The 18,859-nt window shown below is 32.2% G+C and carries 12 protein-coding genes and 1 other annotated feature; of the genes, 5 read left to right on the top strand and 7 right to left on the bottom strand.

The window, feature by feature from the left end:
* Positions 1-69: 69 nt before the first annotated feature.
* The 7 genes from G314FT_RS02190 to G314FT_RS02220 all read right to left on the bottom strand — a co-directional run bounded on the left by G314FT_RS02190 (position 70) and on the right by G314FT_RS02220 (position 14,510).
* A complete protein-coding gene (locus G314FT_RS02190; RefSeq protein WP_257701888.1) occupies positions 70-2,841 on the bottom strand; it encodes a pectate lyase-like adhesive domain-containing protein in 2,772 nt (923 codons plus the stop codon).
* 43 nt (positions 2,842-2,884) lie between these two features.
* On the bottom strand, positions 2,885-4,030 hold the full coding sequence (locus G314FT_RS02195) for a WxLIP family cell surface protein (protein ID WP_257701889.1): 1,146 nt from the start codon (positions 4,028-4,030) through the stop codon (positions 2,885-2,887).
* 937 nt (positions 4,031-4,967) lie between these two features.
* The gene (pepV, locus tag G314FT_RS02200; RefSeq protein ID WP_257701890.1) at positions 4,968-6,374 is read right to left on the bottom strand and encodes a dipeptidase PepV; all 1,407 of its coding nucleotides are present in this window, start codon (positions 6,372-6,374) and stop codon (positions 4,968-4,970) included.
* Positions 6,375-6,461: 87 nt separating this feature from the next.
* Positions 6,462-7,184 (bottom strand): pseudouridine synthase, encoded by a 723-nt coding sequence (locus tag G314FT_RS02205; protein WP_257701891.1) that lies wholly within the window; start codon positions 7,182-7,184, stop codon positions 6,462-6,464.
* A 50-nt stretch (positions 7,185-7,234) separates the two neighbouring features.
* Positions 7,235-8,881, bottom strand: a complete 1,647-nt coding sequence (locus tag G314FT_RS02210; RefSeq protein WP_257701892.1) for a putative polysaccharide biosynthesis protein — start codon at positions 8,879-8,881, stop codon at positions 7,235-7,237.
* 96 nt (positions 8,882-8,977) lie between these two features.
* A complete protein-coding gene (gene leuS, locus G314FT_RS02215) occupies positions 8,978-11,392 on the bottom strand; it encodes a leucine--tRNA ligase (protein WP_257701893.1) in 2,415 nt (804 codons plus the stop codon).
* Positions 11,393-11,450: 58 nt separating this feature from the next.
* Positions 11,451-11,653 (bottom strand) — a binding site (T-box leader).
* Positions 11,654-11,696: 43 nt separating this feature from the next.
* Complete coding sequence (locus tag G314FT_RS02220) at positions 11,697-14,510, bottom strand: muramidase family protein (RefSeq protein ID WP_257701894.1); 2,814 nt, start codon at positions 14,508-14,510, stop codon at positions 11,697-11,699.
* 339 nt (positions 14,511-14,849) lie between these two features.
* Between G314FT_RS02220 and G314FT_RS02225 the strand changes: the two genes are divergently transcribed.
* The 5 genes from G314FT_RS02225 to mnmM all read left to right on the top strand — a co-directional run bounded on the left by G314FT_RS02225 (position 14,850) and on the right by mnmM (position 18,779).
* A complete protein-coding gene (locus G314FT_RS02225; protein ID WP_257701895.1) occupies positions 14,850-15,476 on the top strand; it encodes a DUF1700 domain-containing protein in 627 nt (208 codons plus the stop codon).
* Positions 15,473-16,528, top strand: a complete 1,056-nt coding sequence (locus tag G314FT_RS02230; protein WP_257701896.1) for a DUF4097 domain-containing protein — start codon at positions 15,473-15,475, stop codon at positions 16,526-16,528. The genes G314FT_RS02225 and G314FT_RS02230 overlap by 4 nt, the downstream gene beginning before the upstream one ends.
* 70 nt (positions 16,529-16,598) lie before the next feature.
* Complete coding sequence (locus tag G314FT_RS02235; RefSeq protein WP_257701897.1) at positions 16,599-17,255, top strand: phosphatase PAP2 family protein; 657 nt, start codon at positions 16,599-16,601, stop codon at positions 17,253-17,255.
* Between the two features lie 2 nt (positions 17,256-17,257).
* The gene (gene mnmL / locus G314FT_RS02240) at positions 17,258-18,220 is read left to right on the top strand and encodes a tRNA modification radical SAM protein MnmL/YtqA (protein ID WP_257701898.1); all 963 of its coding nucleotides are present in this window, start codon (positions 17,258-17,260) and stop codon (positions 18,218-18,220) included.
* Positions 18,213-18,779: a tRNA 5-(aminomethyl)-2-thiouridylate-methyltransferase MnmM gene (gene mnmM, locus G314FT_RS02245; protein ID WP_257701899.1), complete on the top strand. Its 567-nt coding sequence runs from the start codon at positions 18,213-18,215 to the stop codon at positions 18,777-18,779. Before mnmL ends, mnmM begins: the two co-directional genes overlap by 8 nt.
* The last annotated feature ends 80 nt before the right edge of the window (positions 18,780-18,859 follow it).

An 18,859-nucleotide genomic window follows, 5' to 3' on the forward strand; every position in this document is an offset into this window, starting at 1 on the left:
TGTTCTTTTTTATTACTTAATTAAGTGTATTGCATTCATAATATAAAATAAATAGTATCATACACTCAACTAATCATTACTAGGAACACTTTCTAATTGCCACTCTAAAGTTCCTTCATATTCTCCTACTAATTGATTTTCAACTGGAATTCTTAACTCCAATCCTTTATTTTCCCCCCATGTATCTGATATATTTGAAATAGCACCTTGAAAGTTTAAACTAGATTCAATAATGGAAAATTGATCTGTTATCAGAATATTATTACCTATCTTATTTTTATATAGCCAACTACTTTTAGATAATACTTTACTTGAATCAGTATTATCAACAAATTGTTGGCCCGTTTTTAATAGCAATCTCCATTCACTTTTAACTTGTTCGTCTCTATCATCGTGAATAACTAGATTTCCTGAAACATATAAAGGGCTCAATTCCAATAATTTACCTGAGGTTTTAATAGTGCCAAAATTTATTTCAGCTGGTACAGATTGAAAAGATAAACTACCGCCAACTTTTAATTTAGGAGCACCGGAAAATATGGCATCGTGATACTTTAAATCTTCAGATGGGTTAATATTACCATCTATTGTATTTGTTATTGGTGGATCTGATATATTTAATTTCTTTTCTTGATCCCGTAAGAAAACTTGTATTATATCACCTTTTTTTAGTCCTCTAGGTAACTCTATTGTAAATTTCCCTTCGCTATTAACAATACTTGTATTATTTAACCATTCATTATTAACTTTTAATAATACTGTTGCTTGTGGTGTTCCAGTGCCAGATAATATTTCATCACTGCTTTGTATGAATTTGTTATTTATCTCTGCTAATTTTGGTGGAATAACATTTATAACTTCAACTGGGGGAGCAATTTTAATAGCCTCTATTTTTGTTTCTTCTTCGCCTCTATACGCTCGATCAATAACAATTTTACTTCCTTTTACTAAAAAATCACTTTTTGGCACACTTATTTTTGCATATCCCTTTTGATCTTTTTTTCCATAAATTTCCATAGAACTAGCTGTTTTTCCTTTAAATATAAACTCATCATCATTAGGAAGAATAATTCTACCTTCTACAGTGACTTCATCTTCAAAAGCATCACGTAATTCATCATATTTTTGTGGCACACTTGCATGGACAAAAATAAATTTATCAGCATTAGTAGGTTGAATAATATGATCAATAACTGGTTTAGAATTATTAGCATTTATTCGAGATAAATTATTCATTGATTTATAAATTGTAGAATTAAAATCTGAATTTGTAGTAGAAACGATATTTGAAAAATTAACGCCATTTAATCTTAAATTTAGTTTATTAAAACTTTTTAATGGGGTAGTAGTCATTATATCATTATTCTTATCCCATATACTTAGTAAACTATTTGTTAAATTCATTTCACTAGTTGCAGAATTAGTTTCAACAATTGATTTTCCTACATAAGTGTTGGAAAAATCAAAATAGCGTGGTGAATCTAGTATCATAGTCAATTCTGTCGCACTAAATGTTGTATAAGCTGCATGACCAACAGCAGAAAATGTTGTTTCTGGATGCATAATAATCTTAGCATCTCCTCTACTGGTTATTGCACCTCCATTTTGTGCATCTAAATCAACGGTACTTCCTTTATCTTGTAGCTCAAATAAATTTTTTTTTGCCCCATCACCATATTCAATGGCTTGTGAATAATTCCATCTTGTATCTCCAGGGGAACCTGCATTATATACTTTAAAACGAGAACCTCCAGCAACTAAAACTTTATTGTCATCATCGACCATCCTAATACCTGCACTTTGGCCTCTATTTTTTTTAATATACATTTCCGAATTATTATCAATCTTAAAAGTAGCTCCACCATAGAAGCCATAACGAATAGAAGGATATTTCCCTGATGCACCATCTTTAATCTCATCACTTTCAATAAATAAGTCGCTATTATTATTTAAATAAAATGATGAACTACGCCCCTTAAATACTAAAGCTGACATTCCCTTACTATAAAAATCAACTTCAGATGAATCAATAGTAAATGTCATCCCTGTATTTTCATAACTATTTCCTATTCCCCATATCATTCCTGAACTATCTATGCCAGCAGTTGAGCTAGATTCATTCCTAATATTAATATTAGAATTATTTAAAAATTTCATTTTTGTAGCAATACCTTCAATGTAAATATTAGTAATTGAGCTCTGCGATACATTGTTTAACTTACTATTATTCACTTCGAATTCAACATTATTTCTACCCGATGAATAAAAAAATGACCCTTTGTTCACATTAACAGATAAATCACTGTTTAATAGTAAAAAACTGCCTGAACTGAGCAAACTATTACTTGATCTATCAGTATTTGAGTCAAGATACCATTCAGTTGAATGTTTATTATTATTTAATATTTGTATTTTGCCATCTGTAATAGCTAATCCGACATTATTATTCTTAGTCGTAGTCACATCTTCTAAACTAAAATTTACCTGAGATGACTTTCCATTAAATAAATAATAACCACTCGCATTACCAACTGAACCAAGAATTATATCAGAAATTATCATTTGTTTATTTCCAGATAAATTGATAGAGTATCCTCTATCCGACAATAATCGATGGCCCTTTCCATCAATTATTAAATCTTTATTAATTAACTTAACAGTTAAATATTCATTAATAGTTATGTCATCATCTAATATTATTTTAGTAACTGATTGATCAGCAAATGCTGTCTTAAGCTCTTGTTTATTATTTACATGAACATCTGCAAAAACTGTCGTATTTATCATAAAAAAAAAACATATTGTACTAAAACAAACAATATTTTTAAATAACCTATCCACAACTCTCTCTCCTTTTTTATTGTAATAAAACCCAATTAATCTACTATCTTTTTTTCGTTTTCTGCTTTTTGTTTCGTTTCCTACTTTTGTTTTGTTTCCTACTTTTATTTTGTTTTCTATTTTTATAATAAAAAATCCATAAAAAAAATAAAATAAACAAAATAACTAAAATAAACAAAATAACCAAAGTAAATCCAGATTTTTTCTGATTAGTAATTTCTACCTCATTCAAATCTTTATTCACTACTTGATTCAAACTTTTTCTATTTACCGTAAAATCTTTAGAAAAATTCCACCCATAATTATATTTAACTTTTTCATGATTAGTTTCTTTTATAACTTTTCCATTATCATTTTGATCACTATAAACATTCAATTCAAGTTTATAATCCCCAGATTTTAACTCAACTCCCTCTAGATTAGTTAGAAACAGAAAAGTTGTATTAGGTGCAATCTGTAAATTATTTTTTTCATTTCTATACAATACCTGATTACTATCTTTTCTTTTTATAATAGATTCAATAACTACTTGATTTATAAATGTTCTTCTATCATTTTTTAATTTTGATACAATTATATTTTTAGAATCTATATAATTTTCCTTTACTTCTTTTAATTCTAAATTAGGAGCTACCTTTTCTGTATTTTGTCTAACCAACAAACCAATTACATACGAGTATTCATTTTTTATTGATAATCCTTGCTTTTTTGAGACATTATGAGAATCATGTGACACTTCTTTAAATGTAATTCCACCGGCTAGTACCCCATTAAATTTTTTATCCGGCATTTTTACAATAAATTTGACATTTTTTACACTTTTAGCTTTTAATTTAATTGATTTTGGATATTCTACATACTTTTCTAAATCATATACCAAACTGTCATCTTTCCCAATACTATTATTACCATACTCAACAATAACATTTGAATTAGTAGTAGCCACATTTAATGAAACATCCACCTCTAATTCTTCATTTGTTGTATTTCTCAACTCAACTTCTAATATTTCAGATTGATTAGGCAATAACTGAATATCAAAGTAATCTTGTTTATTGTCAATTTGACTTTTAGGTAAAATAGGAGTAATTATAATATTAAATTCATTAGCATAAATAGTTTGACAATGTATCATAAAAATAATACACAACATACAAATAGTAAAAAACATCCTAAATATTTTTCTCAATACCATTCCTCCCATTTGATACATATAACTATTACTTTTTTACACATACTCCGAATTTATAAAGATATCTAAATACCTACTACTAGAATTGCTATTAATTTTAAAAGCGAAAATAAAACAAACACAAATGAGTTATATTATTATGGCTTTAAAATTAATTCTAAAGGATTTCTAATTACTTACGAAGTTAACTTCTGCTTCTATTCATGGTATGAATATAGCCTATGATTTATAGTTAAAGTAAAAAAAGCACCTAACAATATTAGCAGATATATTCATTAGTAAGAAATTAAAACAAGCCTATAACACTATTGACATAAATTATGGATGCATCGAAAAAGGGGCAAAAATTACATAAGCAGGTACTTAATAACTTATAGTTTTATGTTAGAGAGAGAAAAAACTTATGATAACTGACAACATATTCAAATATTCCCTGAGTCGTTTTTTAAATTAACTAGCAAATCAAGTAATATCATTAATTATTTACTTTTTACCATAAATTTCACTAACAATAGAACAATAATAGCCTCATGATACTTTAAAACCCTTATACTATCTGAAATATATTTAGACCTTTAAATTTAATATAATGTTTTATTAAAAGAAACCAATGTATAGCAAGTCTGTTATAAATAATTGATACTTCATTTTTATTCAAAAATACAATTAAGACTAATAGAACAAATTGTTTATTTTATTACATAGTTCAATTAAACTACCAAATCTTAGTGAAAATAATAAAACATATATATTATACTATAACAAGCATAAAAAATCATTATTTGTTATATTAAACGAAAAATAAGGTATAAATCATACTAAACTATCAACATCGATTTAATAAACATTAAAGCTATTTACATATTGATAATGTTATTAATATAAAAAGATCTAGAAAATAAAATTTCTAGATCTTTTTTATATTAATAATTCACTACTTAATTAAACGGTAAATTGCGTCAGCATAAATGACTGTTGCATTAATTAAATCATCAACCGAAATGAATTCATTTTTTTGATGCATCGTGTCAATACTATCTGGGAACATTGCACCATAAGCAACACCACGTTCTAATAATCGACCAAACGTTCCGCCACCGATAACTTGTTCATGACCTTTAAGGCCTGTATGATCTTCATAAACTTCTAGTAAAGTTTTCACCAATGGATCTTCTGGAGACACGTAATGAGGGCCTTTTCCACCAGATTTTTGAACCACTTTAGCAGATGTATTCGCTGTTTTTTCAAAAATACGATCAAAAATCATCTCTTCAGTTAATCCTTTTGGATAGCGGAAGTTCAATGTGATAATATTATCGTCTCTTGACGAATCAAACTTAAACACACCCGCATTCATTGTTAAATCTCCCATAATATCATCGACATGGTTCACACCAAAGTGTTTACCTTCAGTATCAGTATGGACATAATCTGCAATCGTTGTTAGATAATCCTTAGCAGAACCTGAAAAATCATAGAAGCTTAAGAAGTTTGCTAAATAAGTACCTGCATTGATTCCTTTACTTGGCATAGCGCCATGAGCTGCTTTACCATGAACCGTTAATGTAGCAGTAGATCCTACCACTTCAATATCACCTGTTACTGGAGCTGTTGTTAAGTATTCTTCAAATTCTTTTTCAAATGCATTGATGTCACCAGAGATTTCTACCACTGCTGTTGCTGTTTCTGGTACCATATTATCACGCATACCTGAATCAAATTTAACTAATGTTAAGTTTCCTTCATTTTTACCAGAGTATTCAATTAAAATCGTTGTGTTTCCTTTTTCGCCATTAATAATTGGGAATTCAGCATCTGGTGAAAAACCAAAGTCTGGTGTCTCTTCCACTTCTAAATAGTGGTCCATACATTTCCATTCACTTTCTTCATCTGTCCCTAAAATAACACGTGTCTTTTTAGAAACTGGTAATCCCAATTCTTTGATAATTTTTAAGGCATAGTAAGCAGCCATTGTAGGCCCTTTATCATCACTTGCGCCACGAGCATAAATACGTCCATCTTTTTCTACTGGTTCAAATGGATCTGTATCCCAACCTGGGCCAACTGGTACTACGTCAACGTGACCAAATACGCCTAGTGTTTCATCACCTTCACCGAATTCAATGTGACCTGCAATGTTATCAACATTTTTAGTTAAGAAACCATCACGTTCTCCTAATTCTAAAAATTTTAATAACGCCGCTTTTGGTCCAGGACCAACTGGTGCATCTTCTGTAGCTAGTTCATCTTCTCTAACACTAGGAATACTTAGTAGCGTAAATAAATCTTTCATCAAGTCTTCGCGACGAGCTTCGACTTCTTTTCTCCAATCGATTGTCATACAAAAATACCTCCTGTTGATTTTATCTTACTTTATCATATCATTTTTTCATTCTTTTAGATAATATATTTTAATATTTAAGCCAGTTTATTCGTTATTTTTTAACTTTTCCTTCTCTATCTCAGTTAACGGACGGTATTTTCCCCGTACTAAGTTGGCATCTAATTTTAGATTAGCCATTTCAATCCTTTCAAGCTCTATCACTTTTTTTCCAACAGCACCTATCATACGTTTCACTTGGTGATATTTTCCTTCCATAATTTCTAATTTAATGGTACTTTGTTCTTTTTTCTCATCAACAGATAAAATGGTTAACTTAGCTGGCAAACACTCGTCCCCATCTAATCGAATCACTCCCTTAGAAAAAACGTTGATATCTTCATCTGTCATTTTTCCTTGAACTAATGCTTGATACAATTTAGGCACTTTCTTTTTAGGAGACAATAATTCATGTGCTAATGCCCCATCATTCGTCAATAATAACAGACCCGTTGTATCTTTATCTAAGCGTCCAACAGGAAATAATCCTTTTTTATAGTCTTCTTTTTTAATTAAATCAATAACTGTTCGAGATGAGGTATCTTCTGTTGCTGAGATAACACCTTTAGGCTTATTCAACATATAATAGACAAATTTTTCGTACATGACATTTTCTCCATCAACATAAATAGAGTCATCTAACTCATCTACTGAATATTTTGCCTCTTTTACCACATTTCCATTTACTGTCACGCGTTTCTTCTTTAACAACTCTTTCACTTCTTTACGACTACCAAATCCTGTGTGACTTAAAAACTTATCTAACCGCATCTTTTTTCTCCTAATGAAAGAAAGAACACCTGAAAAGATGTTCTTTCTGTTTATTTTATTCTAAATTTCCGACGAAACTTACGTGCTTTAGGCCCGAGTAATTGATCTGCCAAGCGAACACGCAATGCTAACCAACCATAACTAATAATTCCAAAGATCACACAAACCATAATAATAATGAAAGCTTGGAATTTTCTATCTGGATTTAAAATTGTGTATAATCCACTACGAACAAGCCATGTAATGAAAGACATCACTGCTCCTAGTATCCCAATTAATAAAATACGTTTAGCCGTCATTGCTAAATCAAACTTCGTAATACGATAAATAGAACGCGTCATCAATAATGCTGAACCCCCTAATCCAACTGCAGTAGATACAAGTGGACCATAAGTTTCAAACATACGAATCATTGGATATTGTAGAACTACTTTTATTATTAGTCCCACTCCTAACAGCAAGATAGCTTCTCGGTTTTGATACAATCCTTGTAATGTTGTCGAAATCAGGATAAAGTATCCCATCACAAGACCAACTAAACTAGCTTCAATCAGCACACTCACGCCTAGTGTTTCTGGTATATAAAATAAAGCGTACATTGGTCTTGCTAAAACAATCATTCCTAATGTCGCTGGTACCATGATGAAAAGTAGCAGCTGAATGTTATCACTAATTAACTTAGCTAATTCAGGTTTTTCATTTTTAGTATAAGCTTCTGTCACAAGAGGCAAACTTGTCATAGCCATACCTGTAGCCAAAGATACAGTAATCATAACCAATTTATCAGGGTTTGCACTAAAAATACTAAACAAAGCTTCCAATTGTTTCGGTGAATAATTTGTAAAACTTGCCATCATTCTTTCAAATGTGTATTGGTCAACCAACTTAAATAAAGTAATAGCAGAGCCCACGATAATAAACGGAATCGCTTGTTTAATCATCTCTTTAATTAAGTGATTTTCAGAGATTTGTACCTCATTATTACTATTTTCAACCAAGTAATTCATACGTGATTTTTGTTTACTATAAAACCAAATTAATGCAGCAAATGCACCAAGCATTCCGATAAACGCAGCAAAGGTTGATTGGATAACCGCGTCAACATAATCACCTGTTGTCACTTTCATAATAATAAACGTCATAAGTAGCATATAAAATACTCGGGCAATCTGTTCAATAATTTGTGATACCGCAGAAGGCATCATATTTTGATTCCCTTGAAAATACCCACGAATGACACTCATCATTGGAAAAATCAAGATAGCTGCACTTAGAGCTCGCATCACTGGAATTAAATCAGCGTTCCCATCCGCCAAAATTGGTGCAAACAAATACATGACTCCCGAACAGGCAACACCAAACACACCCATTATTACCATCGTCCGTCTAAATAAACGTCGGCTAATACCATACTCATTTAACGAATTATAATGTGAAATTTGTTTTGCAATCGCGCCTGGAATACCAGCTGTTGCAATCATTAAAAACAAGGCATAAATGTTATACCCTTTATTAAATAAGGCGTTTGCTATATTAGCATCCGTGCCCATCCATGCATACCATGGGATGACATACGCTGCACCCAGTAATCTAGAAAAAACATTTCCTATTGTCATCCATAAAGAGCCACGAACCATTTTTTCCTTTGCATTCAACTCTTTTTCAGTTGCATCAAAAGAAGCTTTTCTATTTGGCATGATTCTAACCAACTTTCTTCAATATACTGCCTTAATTGTATCGATTATTGTAGGTTTATGCAAACACTTTTGATGGATTTAAATGTATTCTTAACTTTAATTAGCTACAATGTTAACCAATTTATTTGGCACAACAATCACCTTACGAATCGTTTTTCCTTCAAGTTGATTTTTCACTGCGTCATTTTCCATAGCTAGAGTTTCCAATGCCTCTTTGGATAAATCACGTGCCACTACTTCTTTTCCACGAACTTTTCCATTCACTTGAAAAATCACTTCAATTGTGTCTTCAACTAATGCAGATTCATCATATGTTGGCCATGCAACATAACTAATTGATCCTTTATTTCTCATTCTCTCCCATAACTCTTCTGAAATAAATGGCGCAACAGGAGCCAATAATTGTAGGAATCCATTCATATATTCTACGGGCAAAGCATCTGCTTTATAAGCTTCATTAACAAACGTCATCAGTTGAGAGATGGCTGTATTAAAGTGTAAGTTAGCATAATCTTCTGTCACTTTCTTCACTGTTTGATGATACACTTTTGTCAAGGCACCATCATTGTGTTTTGTAATACGATCGCGTAAGACAAAGTTTTCATCGATAAACAAACGCCATACACGGTCTAAGAATTTACGACTTCCTTCTAATCCTTTTTCACTCCAAGCAATCGAGCCATCAAGTGGTCCCATAAACATTTCGTATAGACGTAATGTATCTGCTCCGTATTGCTCTACGATATCATCCGGGTTAACCACATTTCCTTTTGATTTCGACATTTTTTCATTGTTTTCACCTAAAATCATCCCTTGATTATATAACTTTTGGAATGGCTCTTTGGTTTCCACTACTCCAATGTCGTATAAGAATTTATGCCAGAAACGAGCATATAATAAATGAAGTACTGCGTGTTCTGCTCCACCTAAATAAACATCAACAGGCATCCATTCTTTTAGTTTTTCAGGATCTGCTAATTGTTCGTCATTATGTGGGTCAATAAAACGTAAATAATACCATGAGCTACCTGCCCATTGTGGCATAGTGTTTGTTTCACGACGACCTTTCATGCCGGTTTTTTCATCCACAACATTAATCCAATCCGTCATATTAGCTAATGGAGATTCACCTGTTCCACTAGGTTTAATGTCATTTGATTTTGGTAATACTAATGGCAATTCCTCTTCAGGAACAGGTGTCATCGTACCATCTTCCCAATGAATAATTGGAATAGGTTCACCCCAATAACGTTGACGAGAGAACAACCAGTCACGTAAACGATAACTTGTTTTTTGTTCACCTATACCTTCTTTTTCCAACCACTTAATCATCGTTGCAATACCATCTTCTTTATTCATACCATCTAAGAAGTCTGAATTAATATGATCCCCATCTCCTATGTATGCTTCAGTTGAAACATCTCCACCAGCAACAACGGGAACAATATCTAAACCAAATGTTTTCGCAAATTCATAGTCACGTTCGTCATGAGCAGGAACAGCCATAATCGCCCCTGTTCCATAAGTTGATAGCACGTAATCCGCAATCCAAATTGGTATCTCTTTACCATTCACTGGGTTCACTGCATAAGCGCCAGTAAAGACACCTGTTTTTTCTTTTGATAATTCTGTACGATCTAAATCTGTTTTCTTTTCAGCTTCTTTGATATAAGCATCAACTGCTTCTTTTTGTTCTGGTGTCACAATTTCTTGTACTAATGCAAGTTCTGGTGCCATCACAGCATAAGTTGCACCAAATAAAGTATCAGGACGCGTTGTAAATACTGTGAATTGTTTGTCTGTTCCTTTAATATCAAAATTAACATTCGCTCCTTCAGAACGACCAATCCAATTACGTTGCATCTCTTTAATACTCTCTGGCCAATCAATTAACTCTAAATCATCAATTAAACGATCCGCATAAGCAGTAATACGTAACATCCATTGTTTCATTGGAACTCGGTATACTGGATGATCCCCACGTTCTGATTTTCCATCAATGACTTCTTCGTTAGCTAATACGGTTCCTAAAGCTGGACACCAGTTAACCGGTACTTCGGCTTCATAGGCTAGTCCTTTTTCAAACATTTTAGTAAAAATCCATTGCGTCCATTTGTAGTATGAAGGGTCCGTGGTATTGATTTCACGGTCCCAATCAAAACTAAAGCCTAATGCATCAAACTGGCGTTTAAAGGTTTGAATATTTTTTTCAGTAAATTCAGCTGGGTCATTTCCTGTGTCTAGTGCATATTGTTCAGCAGGTAAACCAAACGCATCCCACCCCATTGGATGTAGCACGTTAAATCCTTGAGCTCGTTTCATGCGAGATAATACATCTGTTGAGGTATACCCTTTTGGATGCCCTACATGTAACCCCTGTCCTGAAGGGTAAGGAAACATATCTAGTGCATAAAAATTTGGTTTATCTGTTTCTTCACCTGTTTTAAACGTGTGATCTTTTTTCCAATAGTCGCGCCATTTTTTTTCAATTTGTAAATGATTGTAAGCCATGAATTTTCCTCCTAAAATTTTATGTAAAAAAACGCCCTACAAAAACACTCTTGTGTCTTCATAGGACGTTGACTGACGTGGTACCACCTAAATTTGTGCCTAGATATACTAGTGCACCTCTAATCCATGTTAACGAAAATAGATTTTCCGACAAGCAAATTTCTCATAAGACAAGTTCAAATAGTCCATTTGCATGTTTACACCAACCACATACTCTCTTAAAAACTTTCTATTTTACTACTTCTTAATTACTTGTTTTTATATTAGTTGGTTTCATCATATCAAATGAATACAAATTTGACAACTAGCTTACTCGTAAGACTTGATTCGCATAAATAATATTACCGGATAAGTTATTCCAATCTTTAATTTGAGACACGCTCACGTTATATTTTTGTGATAACAGCCATAGTGATTCACCTGGCACCACAGTATGTCGTATGTTTTTTGATGTTACAACACGTGTTATTCCCGGTAACGTTAAAACTTGACCAACATAAATGAAATCACTCGTTAAATTATTTGCCTGCTTCAACGCTTGAACAGTTGTTTTATTGTTTAAAGCTATTCGGTAAAGTGTGTCACCACTTTTGACTTGATAACTTGATACATTATTATTTGTTGATGTTGTTATAGATGTTGATGCATTTTTTTTAGTCCCTTGACCAATTTTTAAAGTTTGACCAATGTAGATTAAATCACTCGTCAAATTATTCCATTTTTTAATATCATTGATTGATACATTGTATCTCAAACCAATCCCATACAATGTATCTCCACTTTTAACTGTGTGGGTTGCTTGAGTAACAGATTGCTGTGTAGTATTTGTTGACGAATTTGACGACGTCACAGTCTGAGTCTGTTTCGTTATTTTTAAAGATTGACCAACATAAATTGTATCACTTGTTAAATTATTTAGTGATTTAATTTCTTGTACACTTAGTCCATATTTTAATCCAAGACCATACAATGTATCCCCGCTTTTAACCGTATACTTAGATGATGAATTGCTACTGCCACCGTTAGAAGTATTTGGTTTAGATTGATTATTAGAACCTGTACTTGGTTTATTAGAAATACTTGAAGTGTTTGATTGACTTCCACTAACTGTCAATTGTTGACCAACATGAATCATATCACTTGTTAAACCATTTAATCTTTTAAGCTCTTGAACTGTCATACCATGATTTAACGCGATTCTATAAAGTGTATCCCCGCTTTTAACTATATACTTAGATGATGAATTGCTACTGCCACCGTTAGAAGTATTTGGTTTAGATTGACTATTAGAACCCATATTTGGTTTATTGGAACTATTTGAGATGTTTGATTGACTTCCACTAACTGTCAATTGTTGACCAACACGAATCATATCACTTGTTAAACCATTTAATCTTTTAAGCTCTTGAACTGTCATACCATGATTTAACGCGATTCTATAAAGTGTATCCCCGCTTTTGACCGTATAGGTTCCTGAATTACTCGTTGAAGAACCTGATCCATTATTTCCAGCTGATGAACCAGGTGTTGTCACAGTTGGCGTTGTCACGGGACCACTATAATTTGCGTCATCGTACTGCGTTAAATTATATGTCACAATTAAATTATTTAATTTAGTATTATACGTAGGATCAGTTGCATATTTACCGGTCAACCATTTTGTCGCGTCTACATAAGAACGCGTATTCGATTTCCAAGCTCCAGCGTAAAAATATATTCCCGGAGAGAACGATGTTGTTTTTAATACTCTTGCATTATCTTCTAGAGATTCGCGATAAGAGGGATATTTTCTAAACGCATCATTAATAGTGACATACTGTCCACCATAAAATTCTTGAGTTGCCATTGTAACAGATTGACCATTGTAAGTGCCTTTAATTCCGAATAAGTTATGATTTGGTGGCGATGATAGTGTACTTGATCCATAACCACTTTCTAAAATAGCCTGAGCAATCATTACAGAAGCATATAGATCGTTTGCTGCTGCAACGCTTTGCGCGTGAGATGCGATACTATCAATAAAGGCTGCTTGCGGTGTTGCTGCCCTTAAAGTCGCTACTTTTGGAGTTGGCATAACAAAGTTTGCAGCTTTCACTGCTTCTTTTGGCTCGTCTTTAGATTCTTCTTTTACTTCTTCTTTTGATTCTTCTTTTACTTCTTCTTTTACTTCTTCTTTTGATTCTTCTTTTACTTCTTCTTTAGATTCTTCTTTAGATTCTTCTTTTGATTCTTCTTTAGATTCTTCTTTTGATTCTTCTTTTGATTCTTCTTTAGATTCTTCTTTTGATTCTTCTTTAGATTCTTCTTTAGATTCTTCTTTTGATTCTTCTTTTGATTCTTCTTTTACCTCGTCTTTTACTTCGACTTTTTTAATGACTTGAGTTGATTCTTTTGTATCGGACGAATCTGTTTGAGCATAATCAGTACCCTCTTCATGTTCAATTGACTGATTAGTCTCAAGCTGAGTTTGTGAGTCTTTGCTTAAAGAGCTATCTTCCAATTTATCTGATAAATTATCACTTACATCAGTCACACTTTCGACTGGTACTTCCTCTTTTTTTGGATTAGCGATGACTTTAATAGATTTTGTCATCACGCTTTTCCCAATAGAAATAGCCACTGTCTGATCTGATAAATCAGCTTTTTTAAAATCTACTGAGATAGATATGATAGCTTTAGTAAACTGTTTTTCTGTAAAAATTAAACGTAATTGATTCATATCATGATTTACTTCATAATGACCAATGGTTCTTCCTGTTTCATCTTTAATAGATACATCAGCGTTCTTCATGTTTATAATGGTATTAGCCGATACTTGAACAAGAGTATCCAGTTGTTCTGGCTGATGAGCTTCTAAAGTGAGTGTTAAATCAAGTGGCGAAGTATTTTCTGTCCACTCATTGTTTCCATTTAAAGATGACACTGTCCATGACGATGCCTCATCTAGTTCATTCTTACTAGACAACTCATCTTGCGTAGTGGAGGTATCATGATTTACATTTTCTGAAGCAAGAGCCGTGATACCTGGCAAAATAGTTGTAGAGGTTAACAAGACTGTTCCAAATAGCGATGCGTGACGAATCATTGGCTGATTTACAAGTAATTTATTTTTTTTCATTCTAGACTTTTTCTCCTATATTTTTTATTTAATTGTTCTAAAATCACTAATTTATTATTTGTACAGACAAAACACATTAAACGTATATTTATTATTTTTTTTAAAGCTCTTTTTTAATAACATTTATCCTATCAATACTATTAAATCATCAAAAAAAATTATTAGCAAGAAAAGTTACTAATTTTTTTTAAATGTAATATTTTTAACATAGCTTACTATATTTTTCTAAATCCTTATAAAAGACACTCATACTTTAGGCCGATTTTTATCTCTCCATCTTGTTATAGATAGGGTTTGACGGTATATTGAATTTAGCTATTATTAAAGAAGGAGATACGTATGAATAAAGAGCATTTTTTTATAGAGCTAAAACTCTATTTAAATCAATTATCTAAAGAAGAACAACAAGCCATTATTGATACTTATGAACGCATATTTGATGCAAAAACTGCTCAAGGGTTATCCGAATATGAAATCACACAAATCCTTCCGTCACCAAAACATATTGCTCAGTCCGTCCTAGAAGAGTTAGGTTTATCCTTTAATACTCAGCCAACTTATCATGATGATTGGGTCGAAATCACACACGATGTACCTTATCCATTTCACACATCTAATCAATATACCCAATCTGATTCTAAAGCTACACGCCTTTTTCAATTACTTGGTTTAGGTATATTAAATTTATTTTTTATGTTTTGGATTATTCTACTTATTGCTATTTTACTGATAAGTGGTTGGATTGTTATTTTTAGTTTTATCGCAAGCCCTCTTGTTAGTCTTTACTTAATGGGAATGGCTGTATCAACGTATGCTTGGTTTCAATTTTTTGTTACATTGATTTTATTGGGTGTCGGGCTTTTAGGTTTCATCATTGTCAAACCCATTACAAAAGGAGCGGTTAAGCTGTTCTTGATTTACCATAAATGGTGTTGGAGCGTGTTAAAAGGAGGGCGAGCATCGTGAAAAAACGAACTCTTTTTATTATCATTCTCAGTTTTATGTTTATCGTAATAGGTGGTATTGGTACTGTTGTTACACAAGGTAGATTAAATACTGAACGCGAGAACAATGCTATTAATAAAAAAATACCGACAAAACAAAATAAAAAATTAAATATTAATTTTAGCTCATCTACAATGGTGACCATAACAAAATCAGATGACAACAACATCTATATGAATAAACAAGGTGTAGATTTTAAATTAGACAAAAATAAACAAGCTGATTGTACTTTCTCTGAACAAGAAAATACATCTATTTTAACAATCAATAACCCAACAACAAATAATAATAGTCTATATCCTTTTTCAATTATTAATTTTAATCATTATACAGATGATACAGTCTATTTACGCATACCCCAACATTATGACTCAGTCAATATAAACGGTGAAAATATCACCTTATCTATGTATGATTTTTCTGCCAATACAATTGATTTTGACATCTCTAATGGAAATATCTCTTTAAATGATATTCGAGCAAATTATGTCTCACAAACAAAAAAAGACACTGATTTTATAATCGAAGAATCTAAAGTTTTAGAGGAATTAAGCGTAGCATCCAAACAGTATAGTATTCATGTATTAAACACTACAGCTAAACTAATGAAATTATCTACAGATATGGGAGACATTTTTACTGGAAATACAAAAGGAGAATTAGATATTGCTTCTGAAAATGGTGATGTTTCGGTCAATCATACAAAAGGAAAATCTGTCATCACAACAAAACATGGGGATATTTTATTCCATGATGATAGTGTTGATTTTGATACAACTCTTACTTCTACTAATGGGGATATTAATATAGAGACAGACAAATCCTCTATTGAAGATAATCAAATAGATTTTGAAACAATCTTAGGTGACATTTCAATTTTTAATAAAAATTTATCTTCTGATAAAAAGTATAAAACAAATAAAGGAAAAATAAGTCTTAAAGCCTCTACTAAAAATGGAGAAATTGACGTAGATGAGCTAGATAGTGAAGATACACATTATGGTTACGACTAAACCATGGTATAATTAACAGGCTTTGTTATTTCATTAATAAAGTCTGTTTTTGATTTTAGGAGGTTATTGTATGAAAACATCGAAATTATATTGGTCCTACGCGGCGAGTATTTGTTTACTTCTCTTTGCTGTTCTTGCTTATTTTGTCGTTTCAAATGAAACAATATTATTGGGAATTGACCACCCTATTCAACAACTAATACGTGGAACTATTACACCTGAAAAAACACTCATCTTTAAATATTTTACAAAATTTGGTAATACAGCGACTATTGGTTTTTTATTTATTATTAGCTTTTTAATCTTATTTTTTAAAGTACAAGATAGAATTGCTAGTTACTGGTTAGCCGTAAATACTATTCTTATTTCAGGTATTGGAAATATCAGTTTAAAATATCTATTCAATCGCCCACGTCCAGCTGTTGAGCATTTAGTAGCTGCAAAACACTCAAGTTTTCCAAGTGGACATGCTATGGGAAGCATGCTGTTTTACGGAACACTTATCTTCTTAGCTTATAAATATATTGACAATAAAGCGATGAGGCTTGTCATTCAAATTGCACTAGGAATTGTTATTTTACTCATTGGTATAAGTCGAATTTACTTAGGCGTTCATTACCCAACTGATATTTTAGGTGGATTCTTATTAGGTGGTTGTTGGTTAACCTTTAGTTACCCATACTTTAAAAAATATGATTTTATCCAACGATTTGAAGGGAAACGATAAACATGTTTACATATAAAAAAGGAGATTCAAAACGTTATTACACCTGGAATACTGCTCTTAGAGAAGTCTTTAATGAAAAAGTCTTTAAAGTTCCAATTGATGGTGGTTTTGATTGCCCAAACAGAGATGGTACAGTCGCTCGAGGTGGCTGTACCTTTTGTAGTGTGTCAGGTTCTGGTGATATGATTATCGCACCAAGTGATCCTTTACCTGTACAATTTCGTAAAGAAGTCGACCAAATGCATCGTAAATGGCCTAATACTACACAATACATCGTGTATTTTCAAAACTTTACCAATACTCATGCTCCTCTTGATGTCTTAAAACATCGCTTTGAACAAGTTATCAATGAAGATGGGGTCGTTGGTTTATCTATTGGGACTCGTCCTGATTGTTTACCTGACGATGTAGTAGAATATTTAGCCGAATTAAATAAACGATTATATTTATGGGTAGAACTTGGTTTACAGACAACCTTTGAAGAAACAAGTCAATGTATCAACCGAGCACATGATTACAAAACCTACTTAGATGGTGTTGAAAAACTTCGTAAACATGGTATTAATGTCTGCACTCATCTAATCAATGGGTTACCAGGTGAAACATATGACATGATGATGGAAAACGTCAAGCGAACTGTTTTAGATTCAGATATTCAAGGTATTAAGCTACATCTTCTTCATTTGATGTCCAATACAAAGATGGAGAAAGATTATCTTGAAGGTCACCTACAACTATTAACGCAAGAAGAGTACACCACATTAACCTGTGACCAATTAGAAATCATCCCACCTGAAATTATTATTCATCGTTTAACCGGAGATGCTCCAAGAGAGGCGATTATTGGACCAATGTGGAGTCTAAAAAAATGGGAAGTCTTAAATGGGATTGATAAAGAATTGGAGAAAAGACAAACCTATCAAGGTATCTATAATGTTAGAAATGGAGGTAAAAAAGATGCTTAAAACAGCACTTCATTTTAGTCACCAGCTTTTAACTGAATGTATTATCCCAGGTGATACAGTAATCGATGCGACAATGGGAAATGGACATGATACTCTATTTTTAAGCGAATTAGTTGGCTATACTGGACATGTTTATGCCTTTGATATTCAAGACAAAGCAATAGAAAGCACTCAAAAAAAGATAATAGCACAATCTATTCAAAATACAACGTTAATTAAAGATGGCCACGAACATGCAGTCAATCACTTACCGGAAAATACCAAAATTAAAGCGGCTATCTTTAACTTAGGTTACCTACCTCGTGGAGATAAACACATTACAACAACTAGTGATACCACACTAACTGCGATTAATCAGTTACTATCAATTTTAGAAGAAGATGGTAGACTAATTCTTGTCCTCTATTCTGGTCACGAAGAAGGAATGACTGAAAAATCAGACGTTTTAACATTTTCTCAAACACTCCCACAGGATATGTACTCTGTTTTAACCTATCAATTTATCAATCAACAGAATAATCCCCCTTCTGTACTATGTATTGAAAAAAAGAGAGCCTAACAATTAGGGCTCTTTTTTTTATGAATATCATCACAAATAGTCTATTGTAAGTTATAATGAATAATACGATTTATGAAGGA

The organism is Vagococcus luciliae, from assembly GCF_024637875.1.
GTDB lineage: Bacteria > Bacillota > Bacilli > Lactobacillales > Vagococcaceae > Vagococcus > Vagococcus luciliae.